This is a genomic window from Pseudomonas sp. GW822-FHT06B12 (assembly GCF_058799675.1).
In genome coordinates this window covers 330,153-353,947 of the sequence record NZ_JBXALR010000006.1, presented here as the reverse complement: position 1 = coordinate 353,947, position 23,795 = coordinate 330,153, and the positions used below count along the sequence as shown (strand labels likewise).

Sequence of the window (23,795 nt, the reverse complement as noted above, 5' to 3'; positions counted from 1 at the left end):
TCGCAGGATTTATCCCGCCCATAAAAAACCGGCCACTGAGGCCGGTTTTTTTATGCCTGACGCGTGGCTTACAGCTTGCCAGCGTTCTCGGTCAGGTAAGCCGCAACGCCTTCTGGCGAAGCAGTCATGCCCTTGTCGCCTTTTTTCCAGTTAGCCGGGCAAACTTCGCCGTGCTCTTCGTGGAATTGCAGGGCGTCGACCAGACGAATCAGTTCTTCCATGTTACGGCCCAGTGGCAGGTCGTTGACGATCTGCGAGCGAACAACACCTTTGTCGTCGATCAGGAATGCGCCACGGAAAGCCACGCCGTCTGCGGACTGAACGTCGTAGGCTTTCATGATTTCCTGCTTGATGTCGGCAGCCATGGTGTATTGAACCTGACCGATGCCGCCGGCATTGATCGGGGTGTTGCGCCAGGCGTTGTGAGTGAAGTGCGAGTCGATCGAAACAGCGATCACTTCAACGTTGCGTGCCTTGAAGTCAGCCATGCGGTGGTCCAAAGCGATCAGCTCGGACGGGCAAACGAAGGTGAAGTCCAGTGGGTAGAAGAACACCAGGCCGTATTTGCCTTTGATGGCCGAGGACAGGGTGAAGCTGTCAACGATTTCGCCATTGCCGAGTACGGCCGGTACGGTGAAGTCAGGGGCTTGTTTGCCTACGAGTACGCTCATTGGATATCTCCTGGTGTGGTGGCGTGAAGAACGGCATCGAACCAGTCTGTCGCGGATAAACGACAGGTTCATGACTCGAGTGCCCTTCGCAAAGACCGGACATCATACACCGCGTTTTTCACCTGTCCTTAGCGCTTTTTACAACGGCATCAAAAACCTCGACGCAGGCTTAATGACACCATCCCGGGCCGCATTATGCCGTTCGTCAGGCAATCGCTGCGCTGGCGTAAAGCCTGTCGAAACCACTTTGACAATCATTCTCGTTAACATTAAGATCCGTCGCAACTGAGCCATAACCAACGACGGTTCTCACTTTATGTATGTCTGCCTCTGCACTGGCGTCACCGACGGAAAAATCCGCGATGCGATCTATGAAGGTTGCTGCAGCTACCGCGAGGTGCGCCAAGCCACCGGCGTTGCCAGCCAATGCGGCAAATGCGCCTGCCTTGCCAAGCAAGTGGTTCGCGAAACCTTGGCCGACCTGCAATTGAGCCAGGCGGCGATCCCCTACCCTGTAGAATTTTCGGCAGCGTAAAATAGAACATTCTAAAGAACCGGACTTAGCGTCCGGTTTTTTTATGCCCGCAATTCAATTGCTTAGCGCAAGGATGCGGAACACAAACATTCTTATTCCGATTAATTTTCATATAGTATTCAATAACTTAGGTTTGACACTAACCACTGCTCAGCTCAAACTCCGCCTTATATATGGTAATTAAAGGACAGGAGCCCATCATGAAAGGCGACATCACAGTCATCCAGCACCTCAACAAGATTCTTGCCAATGAGCTGGTCGCAATCAATCAGTACTTCCTGCATGCCCGCATGTATGAAGATTGGGGCCTGAACAAGCTTGGCAAGCACGAGTACCACGAGTCCATCGACGAGATGAAGCACGCGGACAAGCTGATCAAGCGCATCCTGTTTCTCGAAGGCCTGCCGAACGTCCAGGACCTGGGCAAGCTGCACATCGGCGAGCACACCAAGGAAATGCTCGAGTGTGACCTGCGCATCGAGCGCATCGGCCATGCCGACCTCAAAGTGGCTATCGCCCATTGCGAAACAGTCGGTGACTTCGGCAGCCGTGAACTGCTCGAAGATATTCTCGAGTCCGAAGAAGAACATATCGACTGGCTGGAAACTCAACTGAGCCTGATCGACAAAGTGGGTCTTGAGAACTATCTGCAATCGCAGATGGGCGACGAATAATTTATACGGCGCTGATCTCGACTCAATAAAAAGCCCCGCTCTCTTGCGAGAAGCGGGGCTTTTTATTACCTGAATTCCGGTCTTTACCAAAATCCCTGTGGAAGCGAGCCTGCTCGCGATAGCGTCGTGTCAGTCGACATCACAATTGACTGACAGACTGCATTCGCGAGCAGGCTCGCTCCCACAAAAGCGAATCAGGCTTCGGTCTTGTTCGCTGCGGCTTTTTCGACAGCAGCCTTGATCGTGGCCTGCAACGAACCGTCAGCGGCCATTTCAGTCATGATGTCGCTACCACCGACCAGCTCACCACCGACCCACAGTTGCGGGAAGGTTGGCCAGTTGGCGTACTTTGGCAGGTTGGCACGGATCTCCGGGTTCTGCAGGATGTCCACGTAAGCGAACTTCTCACCACAGCCCATGACGGCCTGAGCGGCTTTCGCGGAGAAGCCACACTGCGGGGCATTCGGCGAGCCTTTCATGTAAAGCAGAATGGTGTTGTTAGCAATCTGCTCTTTAATAGTTTCAATGATATCCATGGAGCACCTCGGCTGAACTTTCCGACTCAGTTGTCGGCACGGTGACGCATTGTAACGGAAAGCCGAGCGCCATGCTCGGTCTCCCCGACAGACATCCTTACGCCGCCGCAACAGTCACCGGTACACCATTGAGCGCCGCATTTCCGGACAACTCATCGAGTTGGCGTTCATCGGTCAGGTCATTGGCGCTGGAGCCCGGCTGCCCCATGGCAATGGTCATCTGCACACCCGGCCGAGCATGGCCCCAACCGTGCGGAAGACTGACCACGCCTTTCATCATCTCGACGCTGCTCAGTACCTCGACTTCGATCACCCCGACCCGCGAGCTGACGCGCACCCGCTGCCCATCGCTGAGCCCGCGACTGGAGAGATCATCCGGGTGCATCAACAACTGATGACGCGGCTTGCCTTTCACCAGGCGGTGGTAATTGTGCATCCACGAGTTATTGCTGCGCACATGGCGGCGACCGATCATCAACAGTTCATCGGCAGGCGGCGCTTGCATCGCGGCAAATCGCGCGAGGTCAGCCAGAATCGCCGGTGGCGCCGCCTGCACGCGCTGGTTGGCGGTTTTCAGACGCGGTGCCAGGTTTGCCTGGAGAGCGCCAAGGTCGACCCCATGAGGATGATCGAACAAGTTTGCCACCGACAGCTTGTGCGGCGACGCATCACCGTATCGCCCTGCCCGCAAACCGAGATCGATCATCTGCGCCGGAGTGATCGTAGGTTTCAGCTGTTTGCCGGTCTTCGCCGCAAAGGCCTGAGCCAGGCCGACGAAAATTTCCCAATCGTGCAGAGCGCCTTCCGGCTTGGGCAGGATCGCCCGATTGAAACGGCTGACATTGCGCACCGCGAACATATTGAACGTGGTGTCGTAGTGATCGTTTTCCAACGCCGAAGTCGACGGCAGAATCAGGTCGGCGTAACGCGTGGTCTCGTTGATATACAGGTCGATGCTGAGCATGAATTCCAGCCCGTCCAGCGCCTGCTCCAGCTGCCGGCCATTAGGTGTCGACAACACCGGATTACCGGCCACGGTGATCAACGCCCGTACCTGACCTTCGCCTTCGGTGAGCATCTCTTCGGCCAGCGCCGACACCGGCAACTCACCGGCGTATTCCGGACGACCAGACACACGACTTTGCCAGAGATTGAAATGCCCGCCCGAAGTGGACGCCACCAGATCGACCGCAGGCTCGGTGCACAGCGCACCGCCTACCCGATCAAGATTGCCGGTGACCAGATTGATCAACTGCACCAACCAATGGCACAGCGTGCCGAACGCCTGAGTAGAAACGCCCATACGGCCATAACACACGGCGGTCTTCGCGGCGGCGAAGTCTCGCGCCAGCTGACGAATCTGCTCGGCCGGCACTGCGCACAGCGGGCTCATGGCCTCGGCACTGAAGGATGCGACGACCTGACGAACCTCCTCCAGCCCGTCGACCGGCAAATGACTGTCGCAGGTCAGACCTTCAGCGAACAATGTATTGAGCAACCCGAATAACAGGGCCGCGTCACCGCCCGGACGGACGAACACATGCTGATCGGCAATCGCTGCCGTCTCACTGCGACGCGGATCGACCACCACCACTTTGCCGCCTCGGGCCTGAATCGCCTTCAAACGCTTTTCGACATCCGGCACGGTCATGATGCTGCCGTTGGAGGCCAGCGGATTACCCCCCAGGATCAGCATGAAGTCGGTGTGATCGATGTCCGGGATCGGCAGCAGCAAACCATGGCCATACATCAAATGACTGGTGAGATGGTGAGGCAATTGATCGACCGAAGTGGCAGAGAAACGGTTGCGGGTTTTCAGCAAGCCGAGAAAATAATTGCTGTGGGTCATCAACCCATAGTTGTGCACGCTGGGATTGCCCTGATAAACCGCGACGGCGTTCTGGCCATGGCGCTCCTGAATCGCCAACAGGCGTTCAGCCACCAGAGTGAATGCCTCGTCCCAGGCAATCGCTTGCCACTCGCTGCCGACCCGCAGCATTGGCTGTCGCAGGCGGTCGGGGTCATTCTGGATATCTTGCAGCGCCACTGCCTTGGGGCAGATATGACCGCGACTGAAGCTGTCCTGCGGATCACCCTTGATCGAGGTGATTTGCACGCCAGCGTCATCGGTTGCGGTGGTTTCGATGGTCAAGCCGCAAATGGCTTCACACAGGTGGCAGGCACGGTGATGAAGGGTCTTGGTCATGGCCATTCTCTGTTTTATTCAGGGCAACCCGTGTGAGGTTGCGGGAACAAAACTATGGGCCGCGACTGCCCGCTGCGCCAGCGACGTTCGTCTTGTGAATCGAGGCCCATCAGGCCCGCAGATATCAGCCCTGTGGAAGCCTTGGCGGCGCTTGCAGCTGGATTTCCTGGATGGTTTCGATCTGTTCCTGGGCAATGTGCACGCCCGTGAGTTCGCCGATCAGCCGCCAGTGCTCGTCGAGCCCGGCACTGATGGTGGCCATGCGGTCGATCATCCGTCGCCCCGCGGCCTTGGTCACCTCGTCTTCGCTGCGCATCAACTCAAAGGACATTGAGGTCATGGAGGCGGTCAGGTGAGTCAGGGAGCGCGCCGTGAGACCCAGCAGCTCCAGCAATAGTTGTTCTTTCGATTCCATTCCAAAGGCTTCCCGAGTCGCTCGTGACTTAGTTATAACCCAGCACTTTGCATTAGCAAATGTTTCAGCCGAAGGCTGCCTTGATCCTGCCTGCAAACATCCAGGCCGACAGGTCAGAAACCGACCGAGACGGTGCTTCGCCCGCCCCGCTTGATTGCCAAGGCGCGTGAGCGCAGTGTACAAAGAGGTCGCTGCTGTCAGGAAACAGGCTTCAACAGCGCTACTGCGGTTATCCCGTAGCCCGTCTGAAATCCCCTAAAAACCGTAGCCCTATTGGTAAGACGCGACATTTAATTATAAGATCGCGCCTTCCCCTATTTCGTCGCCCCGTGCGGCTTTCGCCGCAGGTCTCGCCCGTTTTTCAATTAAACAAGGCTTTGAGTATCTGCGGTCTGTTGCAAAAAGGTAGTCAATGATGAGCGCAAGGCACTTTCTCTCCCTGATGGATTGCACGCCCGAAGAGCTGGTCAGCGTGATCCGTCGAGGCATTGAGCTCAAAGACCTGCGTAACCGCGGCGTACTGTTCGAGCCATTGAAAAATCGTGTGCTCGGGATGATCTTCGAGAAATCCTCGACGCGCACCCGGTTGTCGTTTGAAGCCGGCATGATCCAGCTTGGCGGCCAGGCGATTTTCCTGTCGCCGCGTGACACCCAACTGGGTCGTGGCGAGCCGATCGGCGACTGCGCCATCGTCATGTCGCGCATGCTCGACGCGGTGATGATCCGTACCTTTGCCCACAGCACCCTGACCGAATTCGCTGCCAACTCGCGCGTACCCGTGATCAACGGGCTGTCCGATGACCTGCACCCGTGCCAGTTGCTGGCCGACATGCAAACTTTCCTCGAACATCGCGGTTCGATCCAGGGCAAGACCGTGGCCTGGATTGGCGACGGCAATAACATGTGCAACAGCTATATAGAAGCCGCGATCCAGTTCGACTTCCAGCTGCGCATCGCCTGCCCTGAAGGTTATGAGCCGAACCCTGAGTTCGTGGCCAAGGCCGGCGATCGGGTGACCATCGTCCGCGATCCTCGGGATGCGGTACGCGGCGCTCATCTGGTCAGCACCGACGTCTGGACTTCCATGGGTCAGGAAGAGGAGACCGCCAAGCGCCTCAAGCTGTTCGCGCCATTTCAGGTCAATCGTGCCTTGCTCGATCTGGCCGCCGGGGATGTATTGTTCATGCACTGCCTGCCCGCTCACCGCGGCGAAGAAATCAGCGTCGACCTCCTCGACGACCCGCGTTCGGTCGCCTGGGATCAGGCTGAGAACCGCCTGCATGCGCAAAAGGCCCTGCTCGAGTTTCTGGTTGCGCCTGCGTACCACCACGCATGAGTCATTCGTTACTGCTGAACCTGCGTAACCTGGCCTGCGGCTATCAAGACCAGCGGGTCGTCCAGAACCTCAACCTGCACCTCAATGCCGGTGACATCGGTTGCCTGCTCGGCTCGTCCGGTTGCGGCAAAACCACCACCCTACGCGCGATTGCAGGTTTTGAACCGCTTCACGAAGGGGAAATCCAGCTGGCCGGTGAAACCATCTCCAGCGCCGGTTTCACCCTCGCGCCGGAGAAACGCCGGATCGGCATGGTGTTCCAGGACTACGCGCTGTTCCCGCACCTGAGCGTGGCCGAGAACATTGCGTTTGGCATTCGCAAGCATCCACAGAAAGATCGGGTCACCGACGAGATGCTTGAACTGGTCAACCTGAAGAACCTCGGCAAGCGCTTCCCCCACGAACTCTCCGGCGGCCAGCAACAGCGTGTCGCGCTGGCCCGGGCATTGGCACCGGAACCGCAACTGCTGTTGCTGGACGAACCGTTCTCCAACCTCGATGGCGAATTACGCCGCAAGCTCAGCCATGAAGTCCGGGACATCCTCAAGGCTCGTGGCACCAGTGCAATTCTGGTGACGCACGACCAGGAAGAAGCCTTCGCCGTCAGCGATCAGGTCGGTGTGTTCAAGGAGGGTCGACTGGAGCAGTGGGACACGCCTTACAACCTGTACCACGAACCGCAAACACCGTTCGTGGCGAGCTTTATCGGTCAGGGTTACTTCATCCGCGGTCAACTGCAGACCCCGGAATCGGTGCAGACCGAACTGGGCGTGCTGCGCGGCAACCGCGCGTATACCTGGCCAACCGGTGGCGCGGTGGATGTGTTGCTGCGTCCCGACGATATCGTTTACGCGCCAGACAGCCGGCTCAAGGCACGCATTGTCGGCAAGACCTTCCTCGGCGCATCGACCTTGTATCGTTTGCAGCTACCGACCGGCAGCCAACTGGAATCGATCTTCCCGAGCCATGCCGATCATCTGGTCGGTGCCGATGTCGGCATTCGCGTAGCCGCCGAACACCTGGTGCTGTTCCAGGCACCCGGCAGCACGGCGGCGCAGATTCCGGCGGTAGAGTCCGGGGTTCGTCGGTACAGCACCGCCAGTTGAACACTGCGGACTAATGTGGGAGCGAGCTTGCTCGCGATAGCGGACTGTCAGTCGACATCATCGTTGACCGGCATACCGCCTTCGCGAGCAAGCTCGCTCCCACATTGGATCGTCGTTGTCAGTTAACCGAGCATCAACGTCCCGCTGGCCACCAACGTCGCATGACCACCGATCTTCACCCGATCCCCTTCCAGGCGGCAGAACAACTCCCCTCCCCGCGTTGAACACTGATACGCCGTCAAGCTGGTTTTATCCAAACGCTGCGACCAATAAGGGATCAGCAAGCAATGAGTCGAACCGGTGACCGGGTCCTCGTTGATACCAATGGCCGGCGCGAAGTACCGCGAGACGAAATCATGTCGCGTTCCAGGCGCCGTAATGATTGCGCCAAGCCAGGGCAACTTCGCCAGCGCGACCATGTCCGGCTGGCAATCGAGCACTGCCTGCTCCGACTCCAGCACCACGAACAATTTGTTGGACCCCAACACCTCAACCGCCTGCGCGCCCAGCGCCCGCTCCACATCGAGGGTCGCGCCCACCTCGCGCGGCTCGATCGCCGGAAAATCCAGCCATAGTCGTTCGCCTTCCCGGCTCACACTCAAGGGGCCGGACTTGCTGATGAAGTCCAGGCGCTCGACCGGCTCTTTATAGACCTCGAACAACACATAAGCGCTGGCCAGCGTCGCATGACCGCACAACGGCACCTCGGTGGTCGGCGTGAACCAGCGGATATGCCAGCCTTGCGCCTCACGCACCACGAAGGCGGTTTCGGCGAGATTGTGTTCGGCGGCGATTTTTTGCATCAGGTCATCGGCGAGCCAGGCGTCGAGCCGATAGACCATTGCCGGATTGCCACTGAACGGTCGATCGCTGAATGCATCGACCTGATGAAACGCTAGCTGCATGGATGCTCTCCTTCTTGTAGGTCAGGACGAGCTTGCATCAACCGTCAAGTGGCAACCAGAGACAGAGCCTGCCGATTTTCACCATACAGCGCGGCAGTCAGGCCCGACCGATATCGGCGAATTTGGCCTGGGTGTGCTCGGCCAGCACCGTCGCCGCCAATTCGACCTCAAGACCACGCCGGCCCGCACTGACGTAAATGCTCGCGAAAGGTTGAGCAGTGTTATCGATGAACGTGCGCAAACGCTTCTTCTGCCCCAACGGGCTGATACCGCCCAGCAAGTAGCCCGTCGCCCGTTGCGCTGCAGCGGGATCGGTCATTTCGACTTTTTTCACCCCCGCAGCATGCGCCAGCGCCTTCAAGTCCAGGCTTCCGACGACCGGCACCACGGCCACCAGCAATTCGCCCTTCTCACTCGCGGCCAACAGCGTCTTGAACACCTGCGCCGGATCCAGCCCGAGCTTTTCCGCAGCCTCCAACCCGTAGGACGCTGCCTTCGGATCATGTTCATAACTGTGCACGCGATGTTCGGCACGAACTTTTTTCAACAGATCCAATGCGGGGGTCATGGCAGCTCCAAGCCTGGCGACAGAAGAAAAATACTGCGCTGGATTCTAGGTTATCGCGGAGCAAAAGGCTCTATTACCGGGCCCTGATCCCTTAAGGACAGGCAAGCGCAGGAGAAAATCCAGCAATGTCCCAGGGCCAACCAAATGATCATTCACCTGACTAATAGTTTAAATATGACTGATGGTTCACTTTCGACCTTTGACAGCAGTGTTTCTTGTCTATATTTTTTCGAATCTGAATAATGTGCAAAGATTACTACGCAGTACCCGGCAGTAAGCCGAGATCAGGATGGGGATCCTGCCTCGGTGAAAATCGCGCTCGGACCCTTTCGGAAAAAGTGCCCAACAACAACAAAAAAGGATGTTTTCAATGACAACTGCATCACAACAACCCTCGCTCTCGAGCCAATGCATGGCCGAGTTCCTGGGTACTGCCTTATTGATTTTTTTTGGTACAGGCTGTGTTGCCGCGCTCAAAGTCGCGGGTGCCAGCTTCGGCCTATGGGAAATCAGCATCATCTGGGGGATCGGCGTCAGCATGGCGATCTACCTGACCGCGGGTGTTTCCGGCGCCCACCTGAACCCGGCCGTCAGCATTGCGTTGTGCATTTTCGCCGATTTCGAAAAGCGTAAACTGCCGCTCTACATCTTCTCCCAGGTCGCTGGCGCCTTCTGCGCAGCGTTGTTGGTTTACACGCTTTACAGCAACCTGTTCTTCGATTTCGAACAAACTCACCAGATGGTTCGTGGCTCACAAGCCAGCCTCGAACTGGCCTCGGTGTTCTCGACCTTCCCTAATCCTGCTCTGTCGACGGGCCAGGCGTTTCTGGTCGAGGTGATCATCACCGCCATCCTGATGGGCGTGATCATGTCCCTGACCGATGACAACAACGGCCTGCCAAAAGGTCCACTGGCACCGCTGTTGATCGGCCTGCTGATCGCCGTCATTGGCAGTTCGATGGGCCCGCTGACCGGTTTTGCGATGAACCCGGCCCGAGACTTCGGCCCTAAACTGATGACTTTCTTCGCCGGCTGGGGTGAAATTTCCTTCACTGGCGGACGTGATATCCCGTACTTCCTGATTCCGATCTTTGCACCGATCCTGGGTGCTTGCCTCGGCGCTGCGGCCTATCGCGGGCTGATTGCCCGTCATCTGCCGATCGCCATACCTGCTACAAAGGATGCAGAACCCGCCATTGACGGCAAAGCACGAATCTCCTGAAAGCGGCGGCGCGTGATCCTGCCCACCATTGATCATGCGCCCCACCCCACTCCCTTATTTCGTCCAAGGCAATCGACATGACCGACATTCAGAATAAGAACTACATCATTGCCCTCGATCAGGGTACGACCAGCTCCCGGGCGATCATTTTCGATCGTGACGCCAATGTGGTCTGCACCGCACAACGCGAATTCGCCCAGCATTACCCACAAGCCGGCTGGGTCGAACACGACCCGATGGAAATCTTCGCCACCCAAAGCGCCGTGATGGTCGAGGCCCTGGCGCAAGCCGGCCTGCATCACGATCAGGTGGCAGCCATCGGTATCACCAACCAGCGTGAAACCACCGTAGTGTGGGACAAGACCACCGGCCGTCCGATCTACAACGCGATCGTCTGGCAGTGCCGCCGCAGCACCGAGATCTGCCAGCAGCTCAAACGCGATGGCCATGAGCAGTACATCAGCGACACCACGGGCCTGGTCACCGACCCGTACTTCTCCGGCACCAAACTCAAGTGGATCCTCGACAATGTCGAAGGCAGCCGCGAACGTGCACGCAAAGGCGAGTTGCTGTTCGGCACCATCGACAGCTGGCTGATCTGGAAATTTACCGGCGGCAAGACCCACGTCACCGACTACACCAACGCCTCGCGCACCATGCTCTTCAACATCCACACCCTGGAGTGGGACGCGAAGATGCTCGAGGTGCTGGACATCCCGCGTGAGATGCTGCCGGAAGTCAAATCGTCGTCGCAAATCTATGGCCACACCAAGAGCGGCATCGCCATCGGCGGCATCGCTGGCGACCAACAGGCTGCGCTGTTCGGCCAGATGTGCGTTGAACCGGGCCAGGCGAAAAACACCTACGGCACCGGCTGCTTCCTGCTGATGAACACCGGCGACAAAGCGGTGAAATCCAGGCACGGCATGCTCACCACCATCGCCTGCGGCCCACGCGGCGAAGTCGCCTATGCACTGGAAGGTGCGGTGTTCAACGGCGGTTCCACCGTTCAGTGGCTACGTGACGAGCTGAAGATCATCAACGACGCTCACGACACCGAATACTTCGCCAACAAGGTCAAGGACAGCAACGGCGTGTACCTGGTGCCAGCCTTCACCGGCCTCGGCGCTCCGTACTGGGACCCGTATGCCCGTGGCGCACTGTTCGGCCTGACTCGCGGCGTACGCGTGGATCACATCATTCGTGCAGCACTGGAGTCGATTGCCTACCAGACCCGCGACGTACTCGACGCCATGCAACAGGACTCCGGCGAACGCCTCAAAGCCCTGCGCGTAGACGGCGGCGCGGTCGCGAACAACTTCCTGATGCAATTCCAGGCCGACATCCTCGGCACCAAGGTCGAGCGCCCGCAAATGCGTGAAACCACTGCACTCGGCGCCGCCTACCTGGCTGGCCTGGCCTGCGGTTTCTGGGGCAGCCTGGACGAACTGCGCGGCAAGGCGGTGATCGAGCGCGAGTTCGACCCGCAACTGGACGAAACCGCGAAGGAAAAACTCTACGCCGGCTGGAAAAAAGCCGTCAGCCGCACCCGCGACTGGGAACCGCACGAAGGCGCTGAATAAGCCAAGTAGCGGATTCGTATCGGTATGTAACTGGTAGGGAGGTGATTCGTACGGCATCATGGGCAAATTTTGCACGGCAGCCCAAAGGAAGCCCTATGAATCTGCCTCCCCGTCAGCAGCAAATCCTCGAACTGGTCCGCGAACGCGGTTACGTCAGTATCGAGGAAATGGCTCAGCTGTTCGTCGTTACACCGCAGACCATCCGCCGCGATATCAATCAATTGGCGGAAGTGAATTTGTTGCGTCGCTATCATGGCGGCGCCGCTTACGATTCAAGTGTCGAAAACACTGCCTACGCCATGCGTGCCGATCAGATGCGCGATGAGAAACAACGCATCGCCGAAGCCATCGCCGCACAAATCCCCGATCACGCCTCGCTGTTCATCAATATCGGCACTACCACCGAATCTATCGCCCGGGCGCTGCTCAACCACAGCCAGCTCAAGGTGATCACCAACAACCTGCACGTCGCCTCGATCCTCAGTGCCAAGGATGACTTCGAAGTCCTGCTGGCCGGTGGCAACGTACGCCGTGATGGCGGCGTGGTGGGTCAGGCCTGCGTCGACTTCATCAACCAGTTCAAGGTCGACTTCGCACTGGTCGGCATCAGCGGTATCGATGAAGACGGCAGCCTGCTCGATTTCGACTATCAGGAAGTGCGGGTCTCCCAGGCGATCATCGCCAATGCCCGGCAAGTCTTGCTGGCAGCAGACTCCAGCAAGTTCGGCCGTAACGCCATGGTCCGCCTGGGACCGATCAGCCTGATCGACTGCCTGGTGACCGACCACGCTCCAGTACCGGCATTGGCGCAACTGCTGAGCCAGCACAAGATTCGGCTGGAAGTGGTTTAACCCCCCTCGAGAACGCCGGCGTCTGTACCGACGCAATCGCGAGCAAGCTCGCTCCCACAGGGGTCCACGCTATCCTGTGGGAGCGAGCTTGCTCGCGATGACGATCGTCTACGCAACACACCTCCTGCGCTCTATCGCGCGTCTGAATGTTCGAAAATTTTCCTTTCGCCTCCCTTTGATCAGTATTTTCAATCAAAGTCGACTGGTCGTGCCCGGCTTAATGCGCTACCATTTTCGCAAATGAACATTAATGTTCGAATTCAAATATTAAAAGAATGACCGAGGCCCGCCGATGCCCACTTCAACCTTGCCTATGCCCCCTCTTGCCGAGGTCTACGATATCGCCGTCATCGGCGGTGGGATTAACGGTGCGGGGATTGCAGCAGATGCCGCCGGCCGCGGTCTTTCGGTGTTCCTTTGCGAAAAGGACGATCTGGCCAGTCACACCTCGTCCGCCAGCAGCAAGCTGATCCACGGCGGCCTGCGTTACCTCGAACATTACGAATTCCGCTTGGTGCGTGAGGCCCTGGCCGAGCGTGAAGTGCTGCTGGCCAAGGCCCCGCACATCGTCAAACAGATGCGCTTCGTGCTACCGCACCGCCCGCACCTGCGCCCGGCGTGGATGATCCGCGCGGGCCTGTTCCTCTATGACAACCTTGGCAAGCGGGAAAAACTCGCCGGTTCCAAGAGCCTGAAGTTCGGCGCCGACAGCGCGCTGAAAAGCGAAATCACCAAAGGTTTCGAATACTCCGACTGCTGGGTCGACGACGCCCGTCTGGTGGTGCTCAATGCCATGGCCGCCCGTGAAAAAGGCGCCCACATTCACACCCAGACCCGCTGCGTCAGCGCCCGTCGCAACAAAGGCCTGTGGGAACTGAACCTGGAACGCGCCGACGGCAGCCTGTTCACGATCCGCGCCAAGGCGCTGGTGAATGCCGCCGGCCCATGGGTCGCCAAGTTCATTCGCGATGACCTGAAAATGGAATCGCCTTACGGCATCCGCCTGATCCAGGGCAGCCACCTGATCGTGCCGAAGCTGTACGAAGGCGAACACGCGCATATCTTGCAGAATGAAGACCAGCGCATCGTGTTCACCATTCCCTACCTCAGTCAATTCACCCTGATCGGTACCACTGACCGCGAATACACCGGCGACCCGGCAAAAGTCGCGATCACCGAAGGCGAGACCGACTACCTGCTGAAAGTGGTCAACGCGCACTTCAAGAAACAAGTCAGCCGCAGCGACATCCTGCACACCTATTCCGGTGTTCGTCCGCTGTGCAACGACGAATCCGACAATCCTTCGGCCGTGACCCGCGATTACACGCTGGCGCTGTCCGGCAGCACTGAAGAAGCCCCGCTGCTGTCGGTGTTCGGTGGCAAGCTGACCACCTACCGCAAACTGGCCGAGTCGGCCATGGCGCAACTGGCACCGTACTTCAAGGACATGAAGCCGAGCTGGACCGCGCAGGCGACCCTGCCAGGCGGCGAAGACATGACCACACCGCAGGCATTGAGCGCGTTGATTCGCGACAAGTTCGACTGGTTGCCGACGGAAATTGCCCGGCGCTGGGCCACCACCTACGGCAGCCGCACCTGGCGCATGCTCGAAGGCGTTCAGAGCCTGAACGACATGGGCGAACACCTGGGTGGCGGTCTTTACACCCGCGAAGTCGATTATCTGTGCAGCGAAGAATGGGCAACCACCGCTCACGACATTCTCTGGCGTCGCAGCAAACTGGGCTTGTTCACCACCAAGGCGGAACAAGAAAACGTGCAGCTGTACCTGAACAAGGTCGAACAGAACCGCAGCAAGATCGAAGCGGCCTGATCGGTAATCCGGTTCAACGAAAGCCCCTGAATCTCACGATTCAGGGGCTTTTTGCATTCTGATGCACATCACAAATCCACTGTGGGAGCGAGCTTGCTCGCGATAGCGGTGTGTCAGGCAACCTCAATGCTGGATGTGCCGGCCTCATCGCGAGCAAGCTCGCTCCCACAGGGTATTCGGTGACCGGGGGATTGCATTCGGTTTTCCGAACGCGACCCGTCAGTCGATTCGGTTAACCGGACTTATTAGCCCTTGAATCAACGCCATAAATATTTAATCTCTTTTAAAATCAACACCTTGATTGAAGCAACCTGGCCTGGCACGAGTCATGCTCTACACTCTGGGACGAATGTCTGATGTGCCAACACTTCAGGAGCCGTCAAGGCATTCCGCAGTACATAAGGGCCGATGAACTGGCTCCATATAAAAACAATGTTGAGGAAAATTTGATGCGCATCGTTCCCCATATCCTGGGCGCAGCCATTGCGGCCGCTCTGATCAGCACGCCAGTTTTCGCCGCCGAACTCACCGGCACCCTGAAGAAGATCAAAGAGTCCGGCACCATTACCCTGGGGCATCGCGACGCTTCTATTCCGTTTTCCTACATTGCAGACGCTTCCGGCAAACCGGTCGGCTACTCCCACGATATTCAGCTGAAAATCGTCGAAGCCATCAAAAAAGACCTGGACATGCCGAACCTGCAGGTCAAGTACAACCTGGTCACCTCGCAAACCCGTATCCCACTGGTGCAGAACGGCACTGTGGACGTCGAGTGCGGCTCCACCACCAACAACACCGAACGTCAGCAACAAGTTGACTTCTCCGTTGGCATCTTCGAAATCGGCACCAAGCTGCTGTCGAAAAAAGACTCGACTTACAAAGACTTCGCTGACCTCAAGGGCAAGAACGTCGTGACCACCGCCGGCACCACGTCCGAGCGCATTCTGAAGTCGATGAACGCCGACAAGCAGATGGGCATGAACGTGATCTCCGCCAAAGACCATGGCGAGTCCTTCCAGATGCTGGAAACCGGCCGCGCCGTGGCTTTCATGATGGACGACGCGCTGCTGGCCGGTGAAATGGCCAAGGCCAAGAAGCCGACTGACTGGGCCGTAACCGGTACTCCACAGTCCTACGAAATCTACGGCTGCATGGTCCGCAAGGGCGATGCACCGTTCAAGAAGGCTGTCGACGACGCCATCATCGCGACCTACAAGTCCGGCGAGATCAACAAGATCTACGAAAAATGGTTCATGCAGCCAATCCCGCCAAAAGGCCTGAACCTGATGTTCCCGATGAGCGACGAGCTCAAGGCCCTGATCGCCAACCCGACCGACAAAGCGGCTGACGAAAAGAAATCCTGATTTCTGACTAACCTTAACTCCTGACGGGGCTCGCGCTCTTTCAGGAGTCTGTCACTACCTGCTGGCACTTTTTGGAAGCACTCGAACCGGTGGTTGTCGAGCCGATCGCGTGTGCCTGACCGTCGTGGTCAGAAGGGAACGGAGTCTCCCAGGCGGGCACTTGTACATCGATCGATCTGAGGGGAGACCCTAATGAATTACAACTGGGACTGGGGCGTGTTCTTCAAGTCCACCGGCGTGGGCAGCGAGACCTATCTCGACTGGTACATTTCCGGTTTGGGCTGGACCATCGCCATCGCTGTCGCGGCATGGATTATCGCCCTGTTGCTGGGCTCGATTCTGGGCGTCATGCGCACCGTGCCGAACCGCATCGTATCGGGCATCGCGACCTGCTACGTCGAACTCTTCCGTAACGTGCCGCTGCTGGTACAGCTGTTCATCTGGTACTTCCTGGTACCCGACCTGTTGCCGCAAAACCTGCAGGACTGGTACAAGCAGGACCTGAACCCGACCACCTCGGCCTTCCTCAGCGTCGTCGTGTGCCTGGGGCTGTTCACCACCGCGCGTGTTTGCGAACAGGTGCGCACCGGCATCCAGGCGTTGCCGCGTGGCCAGGAATCCGCCGCTCGCGCCATGGGCTTCAAGCTGCCGCAGATCTACTGGAACGTGCTGCTGCCCCAGGCTTACCGGATCATCATTCCGCCGCTTACCTCGGAATTCCTGAACGTATTCAAGAACTCGTCCGTCGCCTCCCTGATCGGTCTGATGGAGCTGCTCGCGCAGACCAAACAGACCGCGGAGTTCTCCGCCAACCTGTTCGAAGCCTTCACCCTGGCGACCCTGATCTACTTCACCCTGAACATGAGCCTGATGCTGCTGATGCGCATGGTCGAGAAGAAAGTTGCCGTACCGGGCCTGATTTCCGTAGGGGGTAAATGATGGAATTCGACTTCTCGGGCATCATCCCGTCCCTGCCGGGCATGTGGAACGGCATGGTCATGACCCTCAAGCTGATGATCATGGGCGTGGTCGGCGGGATCATCCTCGGCACGATCCTGGCACTGATGCGCCTGTCCCACAACAAACTGCTGTCGAACATTGCCGGCGCCTACGTTAACTACTTCCGCTCGATCCCGCTGTTGCTGGTCATCACCTGGTTCTACCTGGCGGTGCCGTTCGTGCTGCGCTGGATCACTGGCGAAGACACGCCGATCGGCGCGTTCACTTCGTGCATCGTGGCCTTCATGATGTTCGAAGCGGCCTACTTCTGCGAAATCGTCCGCGCCGGCGTGCAGTCGATCCCCAAGGGCCAGATGGGTGCTGCCCAGGCCTTGGGTATGACGTATGGCCAGATGATGCGTTTGATCATCCTGCCGCAAGCGTTCCGCAAGATGACCCCGCTGTTGCTGCAACAGAGCATCATTCTGTTTCAGGACACCTCGCTGGTCTACGCGGTCGGTCTGGTGGATTTCCTCAACGCTTCGCGTGCCAGTGGCGACATCATTGGCCGCTCCAATGAGTTCCTGATCATCGCAGGTCTCGTGTACTTCACAATCAGCTTTGCCGCCTCGCTGCTGGTCAAGCGTCTGCAAAAAAGGTTTGCCGTATGATCTCTATCAAGAATGTCAACAAGTGGTATGGCGACTTCCAGGTACTGACTGACTGCAGCACCGAGGTCAAAAAAGGCGAAGTGATTGTGGTGTGCGGACCGTCAGGCTCCGGCAAATCCACTCTGATCAAATGCGTCAACGCCCTGGAACCGTTCCAGAAAGGCGACGTGGTGGTCGATGGCACGTCCATCGCCGACCCGAAGACCGATCTGCCGAAACTGCGCTCGCGCGTTGGCATGGTGTTCCAGCATTTCGAGCTGTTCCCGCACCTGACCATCACCGAAAACCTGACCATCGCGCAGATCAAGGTGTTGGGCCGCAGCAAGGAAGAAGCCACCAAAAAAGGCCTGCAACTGCTTGAGCGCGTCGGCCTTTCGGCTCACGCCCACAAGCACCCGGGCCAGCTCTCCGGTGGTCAGCAACAGCGTGTGGCGATTGCCCGCGCGCTGGCGATGGACCCGATCGTCATGCTGTTCGACGAACCGACCTCGGCACTCGATCCGGAAATGGTCAACGAAGTGCTCGACGTGATGGTGCAGCTGGCGCACGAAGGCATGACCATGATGTGCGTAACCCACGAAATGGGCTTCGCCCGTAAAGTGGCGGACCGGGTGATCTTCATGGATCAGGGCAGAATCATCGAAGACTGCAAGAAAGAAGAGTTCTTCGGTGACATCAACGCCCGCTCCGACCGTGCGCAGCATTTCCTCGAGAAAATCCTGCAGCACTAACAACAGCACCGCTCCCCACCTGTGGGAGCGAGCTTGCTCGCGATGACTGCCTACCAGTCAATGATGATGTCGACTGTTAGTCCGCTATCGCGAGCAAGCTCGCTCCCACAAGGGCCGATGGTGGCCTGGAGATTTGTGTTGTGGTTGACCCAAGGCATCTGTGATGAAATGCGACCCCACTCTCTATCGCGCTGCAAAGCCATCACTTGCCGTGAAACCCCGTCTGATTCGCCATCTGTTTCTACCTCCGCTGGTCATCTTGCTGATGGTCGGGCTGGGTTACGTCGGCTTCTGGGTCAGCGAACACTACGGGATTCGCAGCCTCAGCGAGAACGGTCAACGGCAGCTGGAACTGCACGCCCGCGCGGTCGAAAGCGAGATCAGCAAATACACCTACCTGCCCAGCCTGCTGGAACTCGAATCGAGTGTTTCCGAACTGCTGACCGACCCGTCACCTGAACACCGGCAAGCGGTCAATGATTACCTCGAGGGCCTGAACCGGCGCAGCCGCAGTCGGGCGATCTACGTGATGGACACCACCGGTCGGGTGCTGGCGACCAGCAATTGGCGCGATGTCGACAGCTACCTCGGTGAAGACCTGTCCTTTCGTGCCTATTTCCAGAATGCCGTGCGCGGCCAGCCGGGGCGTTTCTACGGCATCGGCAGCACCAACGGCGAACCCGGTTACTACCTGGCCCACGGCCTCGAAGAACAAGGCAAGATCATCGGCGTCGCGGTGGTCAAAGTCCGCCTCGAAGCCATGGAAGAGCGCTGGCAGCGTGCACGTCTGGAAGCCTTCGTCAGTGACGAGAATGGCATCATTATTCTTTCCAGCGACCCGGCGCGCCGGCTCAAATCGGTTCGCCCGCTCAGCAATGACACCAAAGAACGCCTGGCCCGCAGCCTGCAATATTACTGGTTCCCGCTCAACGAGCTGGAACCGTTGGCCCGTGAGCGACTGTCCGAAGGCGTGGAAAAAATCACCTTCCCGGCCAACGCCGAGCTGGTCTCCGATGAACAGGAAATCAGCTACCTGTCGCAGACCCGCCCCTTGAGCGATACACCGTGGAATTTCACCCTGCTCACACCGCTCCAGGATTTGCGCCGTGAAGCGATCAATCAGGGCATTCTGGTCGCGGTGGCCTTCGCGCTGGTGGCGTTCCTGCTGATCGCCTGGAACGAACGGCGCAAAGTCATCGCCACCCGCCTCGCTGCCCGTGAAGCACTGCAAGAAGCCAACAGCCAACTGGAGCGCAAGATCACCGAGCGCACCACCGACCTGCGTGCCAGCAACGAACGCCTGAAAAGCCAGATCCGCGAACGCCGCCAGGCTGAAGAAACCTTGCGCCGAGCCCAGGATGAACTGGTCCAGGCCGGCAAACTCGCGGCTATCGGCCAGATGTCCACCAGCATTGCCCACGAATTGAACCAGCCGCTGGCCGCCTTGCGCACCTTGTCCGGCAACACCGTGCGCTTTCTTGAGCGCGGTCAGCTGGACATCGCCAGTGCCAACCTGAAAACCATCAATGAACTGATCGACCGCATGGGCCGGATCACCGCCAGTCTGCGCTCCTTTGCCCGGCGCGGTGACGATCAGGGCCAGGCCAGCCTCGGCAAAGCGGTAGACGCCGCCTTGCAACTGCTCGGCGCTCGCCTTGAAAGCGCTCACTTGCTGTTGCACCGCGAGTTCAGCGATGTGCAAGTGCAGATCGACCAGACCCGTCTGGAACAGATTCTGGTCAATCTTATCGGCAACGCGCTGGACGCCATGCAAGCGCAGCCGCAGCCCGAGCTGTGGCTGGAGGGTGACGTCGTCGACGGCAAATATCGCCTGCGCGTACGCGACAACGGCCACGGCATCGACGCCGAAACCCGCAAGCACTTGTTCGAACCTTTCTTTACCACCAAACCCGGCGAACAGGGCCTGGGCCTCGGTCTGACCCTGTCGGCAAGCCTGGCCGCCGCCACTGGCGGTCACCTCGGCGTCGAGCACCCGGCCAGCGGTGGTACTGCTTTCGTCCTCAGTTTACCGTTGGTAAGCCCCCTTCCCGCCGAGCCAATATGAACAACGACCTTAGTGTGCTGATCGTCGAAGACGATCCCCATGTCCTGCTCGGTTGCCAACAGGCCCTGGCCCTGGAAGATATTCCCTGTGAAGGTGTCGTTAGCGCTGAAGAAGCCCTGGCGCGAGTCGGCGACAACTTCGCCGGGATCGTCATCAGCGACATTCGCCTGCCGGGCATCGATGGCCTGGAACTGCTGAGCCGCCTCAAGGCGCGCGATCGCAGCCTGCCGGTGGTGCTGATCACCGGCCATGGCGACATCTCGATGGCGGTCGGCGCGATGCAAAACGGCGCCTACGACTTCATGGAGAAACCGTTCTCCCCCGAACGCCTGGTAGACGTCGCGCGCCGCGCCCTGGAGCAACGCAGCCTGGCTCGCGAAGTGACCTCCTTGCGCCGGCAGCTGGCCGAACGCGACTCCCTTGAGGGGCGGATCATCGGCCGCTCGCCCGCCATGCAGCACCTGCGCGAGCTGATCGCCAACGTCGCCGACACCTCGGCCAACGTGCTGATCGAAGGTGAGACCGGCACCGGCAAGGAGTTGGTCGCGCGTTGCCTGCATGACTTCAGTCGCCGTCACTCGCAGCAATTCGTCGCGCTGAACTGCGGTGGCTTGCCGGAGAACCTGTTCGAAAGCGAAATCTTCGGTCACGAAGCGAATGCCTTTACCGGTGCCGGAAAACGACGGATCGGCAAGATCGAACACGCCAACGGCGGCACGTTGTTCCTCGATGAAGTGGAAAGCATGCCGCTGGCGCTGCAAATCAAATTGCTGCGGGTATTGCAGGAGCGCACGCTGGAGCGGCTCGGCTCGAACCAGAGCGTTGCGGTCGACTGCCGGGTGATCGCGGCGACCAAGTCCGACCTCGACGACTTGAGCAAAGTCGGCCAGTTTCGCAGCGACCTGTATTACCGCTTGAACGTGGTGACCCTGGAACTGCCGCCGCTACGTGAACGCCGCGAAGACATTCTGCAATTATTCGAACACTTCTTGCAGCAGTCGTCGCTACGGTTTGACCGTGCAGTGCCTGAACTGGACAACCAGACCCTGTCGACCCTGATGAGCCACGACTGGCCCGGCAATGTGCGCGAACTGCGCAACGTCGCCGAACGTTTTGCTCTCGGTTTGCCGGCCTTCAAGAAATCCGGCACCGGTGGCGCCGCCCAAGGCCTGGCGTTCTCCGAAGCGGTGGAAGCCTTCGAGCGCAATCTGCTCAATGACGCCTTGCAGCGCAGCGGCGGCAACCTGACCCAGGCCAGCCTGGAACTGGGCATGGCCAAGACCACGCTGTTCGACAAAGTCAAAAAATACGGTTTGAGTCACTAACTCACTGCGAGACGTTCCGTGGATCTACTGTTGAAAGCTGCACTGGGCGCCGCGGTGGTGGTGATCCTCGCCTTCCTCGCCAAAACCAGAAACTATTACATCGCAGGCCTGGTACCGCTGTTTCCGACCTTTGCACTGATCGCTCATTACATCGTCGGCAAGGGCCGCTCGCTGGACGACCTGAAGACCACCATCGTGTTTGGCATGTGGTCGATCATTCCGTACTTCGTTTACCTGGCGACGTTGTATGTGATGGTGGATCGGCTGCGGTTGGAGGCCTCGCTGGCGGTGGCTGCGGTGGCTTGGTTGATGGCGGCTACGGTGTTGGTTTCTGTTTGGGTGCGGGTTCACGCCTGATAACGTGCCGTTCTCCAAAAGATCGCAGCCTGCGGCAGCTCCTACGGGTGTACGCGATCTTTCTGATGGCTGGCCCGTCCCTTGCATTTACCCCCTAAAGCCCGCCCGGCCTGCGCTCGTGATCGACCGCGCCGGCTTTGGAGGGGCGCTGCCATGGGTAAGAATACGTTTTGAATATCTTGGATCTCGACCACAGCCTGACAGCCCAGGCGCCGATTGTCCGGCTGCTGGAAAGCGGTCGTGCGAATCGTCTGGACCTGCTCGATCTGGGACCCAAACTGCGTTTGTGGTCCAGTGAGAAAAACTACCGACGCTTTTCCGAACGCCTGCGCCAACGCCCCCCCCATACGGGCCCGCAGCCGGAAATATTCTTTATGGGTTCTGGCGACTACCACCACCTGACCCCGGCCTTTCTCGCCGAGATTACCGAGCCGGTCAGCCTGATCCATTTCGATAACCATCCCGACTGGGTGCGCTTCGCGCCGCGTCGGCATTGCGGTTCGTGGGTCAATCGGGCGCTAAAGATGCCGAACATCAAACGCATCGTCACCCTCGGACCGTGCAGCGACGACCTGCATAACCCGCAACTGCGCGGCGGCAACCTCGGCGCGCTGAAGCGTGGTGACTTGCAACTCTTCCCCTGGCAGCACCCGCCGTCCCAGGTCTGGGGCCTGATCGGCGATGGTGCCGGGCATCAACAGCGGGAAAACATGCTGCACTGGCGCAACCTGGCGGACCTCGACTGGCCAGTGTTTCTCCAGCAATTGATCGAAAGCCTGCCGACCGAAGCCGTGTGGATCACCATCGACAAGGACGTGCTCGCCAGTGAAGATGCCGCGACCAACTGGGATCAGGGCGGCATGCGCTTGACGCACTTGCTGCAAGCCCTGCGTGCATTGGCCGCGAGCAAGCGAATCCTGGGGATCGATGTCTGCGGCGAGTTCGCCCAACCGGCCTTCAGCAATGCGTTCAAGCGCTGGGAAGCCAAGTCCGACCAGCCGCCTCCCGAGCGCTGGAGCGAAGACGATCTGCTGCGAAATGCGGCAACCAACCAGGCACTGATCAGCCTGTTCGAGGAGTTATTCCCGTGAATTTGACCGTGGTGTTACTGGTGGCGTTTTCGATTCTCCTCGACGTCATCGGGCAGCTCTGTTTCAAGCTGGGCCTGGACCGTTTACCCGAGCTCGAAGGCGGCTTCCGGCTGAATGCGTTCTGGGGCCAGGTGTTCAATGCTCCGTTGCTCTGGTGTGGGATCGGCGCCTACGCAATCGAGTTCTTTGTCTGGCTCGAAGCCTTGTCCCGCGCGCCGCTGAGCCTGTTGTTTCCGGCGGCGGCACTGGCTTACTGCGGAGTCGTACTGGCGGGCAAAGTGGTGCTGGGTGAAACCGTCAGCCGCCGGCGCTGGCTCGGCACCGTGGTGATTACGGCGGGCGTGATGCTCGTGTGTGTCGCCCATGCCTGAAGCTCAATCGATGATGGAAAGGAACAGCACTATGGGTTGGTTGCACGGGCGTCTGGGCACCGTTGTGCTGTGGATGCTGCTGATCGGTTTTGAAAGTAGCGGTCAGATCGCCACCAAAGTTGGTGGTGATCAACTGGGGCAGATGGACTTCAACCTCCAATGGCTGGCAGCTGTCGCCGGTAATCCTGGGGTGCTGACGGCCATCGCCTGCTACATCGGGGCGTTCTTCGTCTGGATGTTGATATTGCGACGCAGCAGCCTGTCGCTGGCGTTTCCGCTGAGTTCGCTGGTATTTGTCGGCGTACTGCTCGGCTCGTGGCTCGGCCTCGGCGAACAGATCAGCCTGCTGCACTGGTTGGGCGTGGCAGTGATCATGGGCGGGATTGCATTGCTGGCTGAAGGCGAAGAGACCTGAATACAACGCTATTCCATGTGGGAGCGT

The 23,795-nt window shown here is 58.8% G+C and carries 24 protein-coding genes; 18 read left to right on the top strand and 6 right to left on the bottom strand.

The genetic code is table 11. The features are described 5' to 3' along the window. Positions 1 to 68: 68 nt before the first annotated feature. Positions 69 to 671, bottom strand: coding sequence for a peroxiredoxin (locus AC1RKH_RS16205; protein WP_493064046.1), 603 nt, complete (start codon positions 669 to 671; stop codon positions 69 to 71). Positions 672 to 987: 316 nt separating this feature from the next. Here AC1RKH_RS16205 and AC1RKH_RS16200 point away from each other — a divergent pair, with 316 nt between their 5' ends. Continuing rightward, a complete protein-coding gene (locus tag AC1RKH_RS16200; RefSeq protein WP_123425188.1) occupies positions 988 to 1,206 on the top strand; it encodes a bacterioferritin-associated ferredoxin in 219 nt (72 codons plus the stop codon). Between the two features lie 200 nt (positions 1,207 to 1,406). Further along, complete coding sequence (gene bfr / locus AC1RKH_RS16195) at positions 1,407 to 1,880, top strand: bacterioferritin (protein ID WP_493064047.1); 474 nt, start codon at positions 1,407 to 1,409, stop codon at positions 1,878 to 1,880. Between the two features lie 194 nt (positions 1,881 to 2,074). Here bfr and grxD read toward each other — a convergent pair whose 3' ends face one another. The 3 genes from grxD to plzR form a co-directional block, all read right to left on the bottom strand. Then, positions 2,075 to 2,416, bottom strand: a complete 342-nt coding sequence (gene grxD, locus AC1RKH_RS16190) for a Grx4 family monothiol glutaredoxin (RefSeq protein WP_150643657.1) — start codon at positions 2,414 to 2,416, stop codon at positions 2,075 to 2,077. Positions 2,417 to 2,513: 97 nt separating this feature from the next. Further along, a complete protein-coding gene (locus AC1RKH_RS16185) occupies positions 2,514 to 4,622 on the bottom strand; it encodes a molybdopterin oxidoreductase family protein (protein ID WP_493064048.1) in 2,109 nt (702 codons plus the stop codon). Between the two features lie 124 nt (positions 4,623 to 4,746). Continuing rightward, on the bottom strand, positions 4,747 to 5,037 hold the full coding sequence (gene plzR / locus AC1RKH_RS16180; protein WP_123425185.1) for a PlzR type 4 pili assembly inhibitor: 291 nt from the start codon (positions 5,035 to 5,037) through the stop codon (positions 4,747 to 4,749). A gap of 415 nt (positions 5,038 to 5,452) precedes the next feature. Between plzR and argF the strand changes: the two genes are divergently transcribed. After that, complete coding sequence (gene argF, locus AC1RKH_RS16175; RefSeq protein WP_493064049.1) at positions 5,453 to 6,373, top strand: ornithine carbamoyltransferase; 921 nt, start codon at positions 5,453 to 5,455, stop codon at positions 6,371 to 6,373. Beyond that, positions 6,370 to 7,479, top strand: a complete 1,110-nt coding sequence (locus AC1RKH_RS16170; RefSeq protein WP_493064050.1) for an ABC transporter ATP-binding protein — start codon at positions 6,370 to 6,372, stop codon at positions 7,477 to 7,479. Before argF ends, AC1RKH_RS16170 begins: the two co-directional genes overlap by 4 nt. Before the next feature lie 122 nt (positions 7,480 to 7,601). Here AC1RKH_RS16170 and AC1RKH_RS16165 read toward each other — a convergent pair whose 3' ends face one another. Together AC1RKH_RS16165 and ybaK are read right to left on the bottom strand one after the other, a co-directional pair. Continuing rightward, entirely contained in the window at positions 7,602 to 8,384 is a 783-nt protein-coding gene (locus tag AC1RKH_RS16165) for a PhzF family phenazine biosynthesis protein (RefSeq protein ID WP_493064051.1), read from the bottom strand. Positions 8,385 to 8,481: 97 nt separating this feature from the next. After that, entirely contained in the window at positions 8,482 to 8,952 is a 471-nt protein-coding gene (gene ybaK, locus AC1RKH_RS16160) for a Cys-tRNA(Pro) deacylase (protein WP_493064052.1), read from the bottom strand. A 370-nt stretch (positions 8,953 to 9,322) separates the two neighbouring features. Between ybaK and AC1RKH_RS16155 the strand changes: the two genes are divergently transcribed. The 14 genes from AC1RKH_RS16155 to AC1RKH_RS16090 all read left to right on the top strand — a co-directional run bounded on the left by AC1RKH_RS16155 (position 9,323) and on the right by AC1RKH_RS16090 (position 23,768). Continuing rightward, the gene (locus AC1RKH_RS16155; RefSeq protein WP_493064053.1) at positions 9,323 to 10,174 is read left to right on the top strand and encodes an MIP/aquaporin family protein; all 852 of its coding nucleotides are present in this window, start codon (positions 9,323 to 9,325) and stop codon (positions 10,172 to 10,174) included. 77 nt (positions 10,175 to 10,251) lie between these two features. Beyond that, positions 10,252 to 11,757 carry a glycerol kinase GlpK gene (glpK, locus tag AC1RKH_RS16150; protein WP_493064054.1) on the top strand — a complete coding sequence of 502 codons (1,506 nt, stop codon included), beginning with the start codon at positions 10,252 to 10,254 and terminating at the stop codon, positions 11,755 to 11,757. A gap of 95 nt (positions 11,758 to 11,852) precedes the next feature. Next, complete coding sequence (locus AC1RKH_RS16145; protein WP_071553568.1) at positions 11,853 to 12,608, top strand: DeoR/GlpR family transcriptional regulator; 756 nt, start codon at positions 11,853 to 11,855, stop codon at positions 12,606 to 12,608. Between the two features lie 292 nt (positions 12,609 to 12,900). Further along, positions 12,901 to 14,439, top strand: coding sequence for a glycerol-3-phosphate dehydrogenase (gene glpD, locus AC1RKH_RS16140; RefSeq protein WP_493064055.1), 1,539 nt, complete (start codon positions 12,901 to 12,903; stop codon positions 14,437 to 14,439). A gap of 449 nt (positions 14,440 to 14,888) precedes the next feature. Beyond that, positions 14,889 to 15,803 (top strand): glutamate/aspartate ABC transporter substrate-binding protein, encoded by a 915-nt coding sequence (locus AC1RKH_RS16135; RefSeq protein WP_123425177.1) that lies wholly within the window; start codon positions 14,889 to 14,891, stop codon positions 15,801 to 15,803. 192 nt (positions 15,804 to 15,995) lie between these two features. Continuing rightward, positions 15,996 to 16,742, top strand: coding sequence for an amino acid ABC transporter permease (locus AC1RKH_RS16130; RefSeq protein WP_123425176.1), 747 nt, complete (start codon positions 15,996 to 15,998; stop codon positions 16,740 to 16,742). Next, positions 16,742 to 17,413 (top strand): amino acid ABC transporter permease, encoded by a 672-nt coding sequence (locus tag AC1RKH_RS16125; RefSeq protein ID WP_123425175.1) that lies wholly within the window; start codon positions 16,742 to 16,744, stop codon positions 17,411 to 17,413. Before AC1RKH_RS16130 ends, AC1RKH_RS16125 begins: the two co-directional genes overlap by 1 nt. Beyond that, a complete protein-coding gene (locus AC1RKH_RS16120) occupies positions 17,410 to 18,144 on the top strand; it encodes an amino acid ABC transporter ATP-binding protein (RefSeq protein WP_493064056.1) in 735 nt (244 codons plus the stop codon). Before AC1RKH_RS16125 ends, AC1RKH_RS16120 begins: the two co-directional genes overlap by 4 nt. 163 nt (positions 18,145 to 18,307) lie before the next feature. Beyond that, entirely contained in the window at positions 18,308 to 20,209 is a 1,902-nt protein-coding gene (aauS, locus tag AC1RKH_RS16115; protein ID WP_493064057.1) for a two-component sensor histidine kinase AauS, read from the top strand. Continuing rightward, positions 20,206 to 21,534, top strand: a complete 1,329-nt coding sequence (aauR, locus tag AC1RKH_RS16110) for a two-component response regulator AauR (RefSeq protein ID WP_493064058.1) — start codon at positions 20,206 to 20,208, stop codon at positions 21,532 to 21,534. The genes aauS and aauR overlap by 4 nt, the downstream gene beginning before the upstream one ends. A 27-nt stretch (positions 21,535 to 21,561) precedes the next feature. Further along, entirely contained in the window at positions 21,562 to 21,891 is a 330-nt protein-coding gene (locus AC1RKH_RS16105; protein ID WP_493064061.1) for a GlpM family protein, read from the top strand. A gap of 170 nt (positions 21,892 to 22,061) precedes the next feature. Further along, positions 22,062 to 22,982, top strand: coding sequence for an arginase family protein (locus tag AC1RKH_RS16100; RefSeq protein ID WP_123425170.1), 921 nt, complete (start codon positions 22,062 to 22,064; stop codon positions 22,980 to 22,982). Next, a complete protein-coding gene (locus AC1RKH_RS16095) occupies positions 22,979 to 23,353 on the top strand; it encodes a DMT family transporter (RefSeq protein ID WP_123425169.1) in 375 nt (124 codons plus the stop codon). Before AC1RKH_RS16100 ends, AC1RKH_RS16095 begins: the two co-directional genes overlap by 4 nt. A 10-nt stretch (positions 23,354 to 23,363) precedes the next feature. Beyond that, on the top strand, positions 23,364 to 23,768 hold the full coding sequence (locus tag AC1RKH_RS16090) for a DMT family transporter (protein ID WP_404942530.1): 405 nt from the start codon (positions 23,364 to 23,366) through the stop codon (positions 23,766 to 23,768). Positions 23,769 to 23,795: the final 27 nt, after the last annotated feature.

What these genes read in the sequence shown, in the direction of transcription:
- AC1RKH_RS16205 (WP_493064046.1), bottom strand. Translation starts at nt 671, where the DNA reads ATGAGCGTACTCGTAGGCAAACAAGCCCCTGACTTCACCGTACCGGCC.
- AC1RKH_RS16200 (WP_123425188.1), top strand. Translation starts at nt 988, where the DNA reads ATGTATGTCTGCCTCTGCACTGGCGTCACCGACGGAAAAATCCGCGAT.
- bfr (WP_493064047.1), top strand. Translation starts at nt 1,407, where the DNA reads ATGAAAGGCGACATCACAGTCATCCAGCACCTCAACAAGATTCTTGCC.
- grxD (WP_150643657.1), bottom strand. Translation starts at nt 2,416, where the DNA reads ATGGATATCATTGAAACTATTAAAGAGCAGATTGCTAACAACACCATT.
- AC1RKH_RS16185 (WP_493064048.1), bottom strand. Translation starts at nt 4,622, where the DNA reads ATGACCAAGACCCTTCATCACCGTGCCTGCCACCTGTGTGAAGCCATT.
- plzR (WP_123425185.1), bottom strand. Translation starts at nt 5,037, where the DNA reads ATGGAATCGAAAGAACAACTATTGCTGGAGCTGCTGGGTCTCACGGCG.
- argF (WP_493064049.1), top strand. Translation starts at nt 5,453, where the DNA reads ATGAGCGCAAGGCACTTTCTCTCCCTGATGGATTGCACGCCCGAAGAG.
- AC1RKH_RS16170 (WP_493064050.1), top strand. Translation starts at nt 6,370, where the DNA reads ATGAGTCATTCGTTACTGCTGAACCTGCGTAACCTGGCCTGCGGCTAT.
- AC1RKH_RS16165 (WP_493064051.1), bottom strand. Translation starts at nt 8,384, where the DNA reads ATGCAGCTAGCGTTTCATCAGGTCGATGCATTCAGCGATCGACCGTTC.
- ybaK (WP_493064052.1), bottom strand. Translation starts at nt 8,952, where the DNA reads ATGACCCCCGCATTGGATCTGTTGAAAAAAGTTCGTGCCGAACATCGC.
- AC1RKH_RS16155 (WP_493064053.1), top strand. Translation starts at nt 9,323, where the DNA reads ATGACAACTGCATCACAACAACCCTCGCTCTCGAGCCAATGCATGGCC.
- glpK (WP_493064054.1), top strand. Translation starts at nt 10,252, where the DNA reads ATGACCGACATTCAGAATAAGAACTACATCATTGCCCTCGATCAGGGT.
- AC1RKH_RS16145 (WP_071553568.1), top strand. Translation starts at nt 11,853, where the DNA reads ATGAATCTGCCTCCCCGTCAGCAGCAAATCCTCGAACTGGTCCGCGAA.
- glpD (WP_493064055.1), top strand. Translation starts at nt 12,901, where the DNA reads ATGCCCACTTCAACCTTGCCTATGCCCCCTCTTGCCGAGGTCTACGAT.
- AC1RKH_RS16135 (WP_123425177.1), top strand. Translation starts at nt 14,889, where the DNA reads ATGCGCATCGTTCCCCATATCCTGGGCGCAGCCATTGCGGCCGCTCTG.
- AC1RKH_RS16130 (WP_123425176.1), top strand. Translation starts at nt 15,996, where the DNA reads ATGAATTACAACTGGGACTGGGGCGTGTTCTTCAAGTCCACCGGCGTG.
- AC1RKH_RS16125 (WP_123425175.1), top strand. Translation starts at nt 16,742, where the DNA reads ATGGAATTCGACTTCTCGGGCATCATCCCGTCCCTGCCGGGCATGTGG.
- AC1RKH_RS16120 (WP_493064056.1), top strand. Translation starts at nt 17,410, where the DNA reads ATGATCTCTATCAAGAATGTCAACAAGTGGTATGGCGACTTCCAGGTA.
- aauS (WP_493064057.1), top strand. Translation starts at nt 18,308, where the DNA reads ATGAAATGCGACCCCACTCTCTATCGCGCTGCAAAGCCATCACTTGCC.
- aauR (WP_493064058.1), top strand. Translation starts at nt 20,206, where the DNA reads ATGAACAACGACCTTAGTGTGCTGATCGTCGAAGACGATCCCCATGTC.
- AC1RKH_RS16090 (WP_404942530.1), top strand. Translation starts at nt 23,364, where the DNA reads ATGATGGAAAGGAACAGCACTATGGGTTGGTTGCACGGGCGTCTGGGC.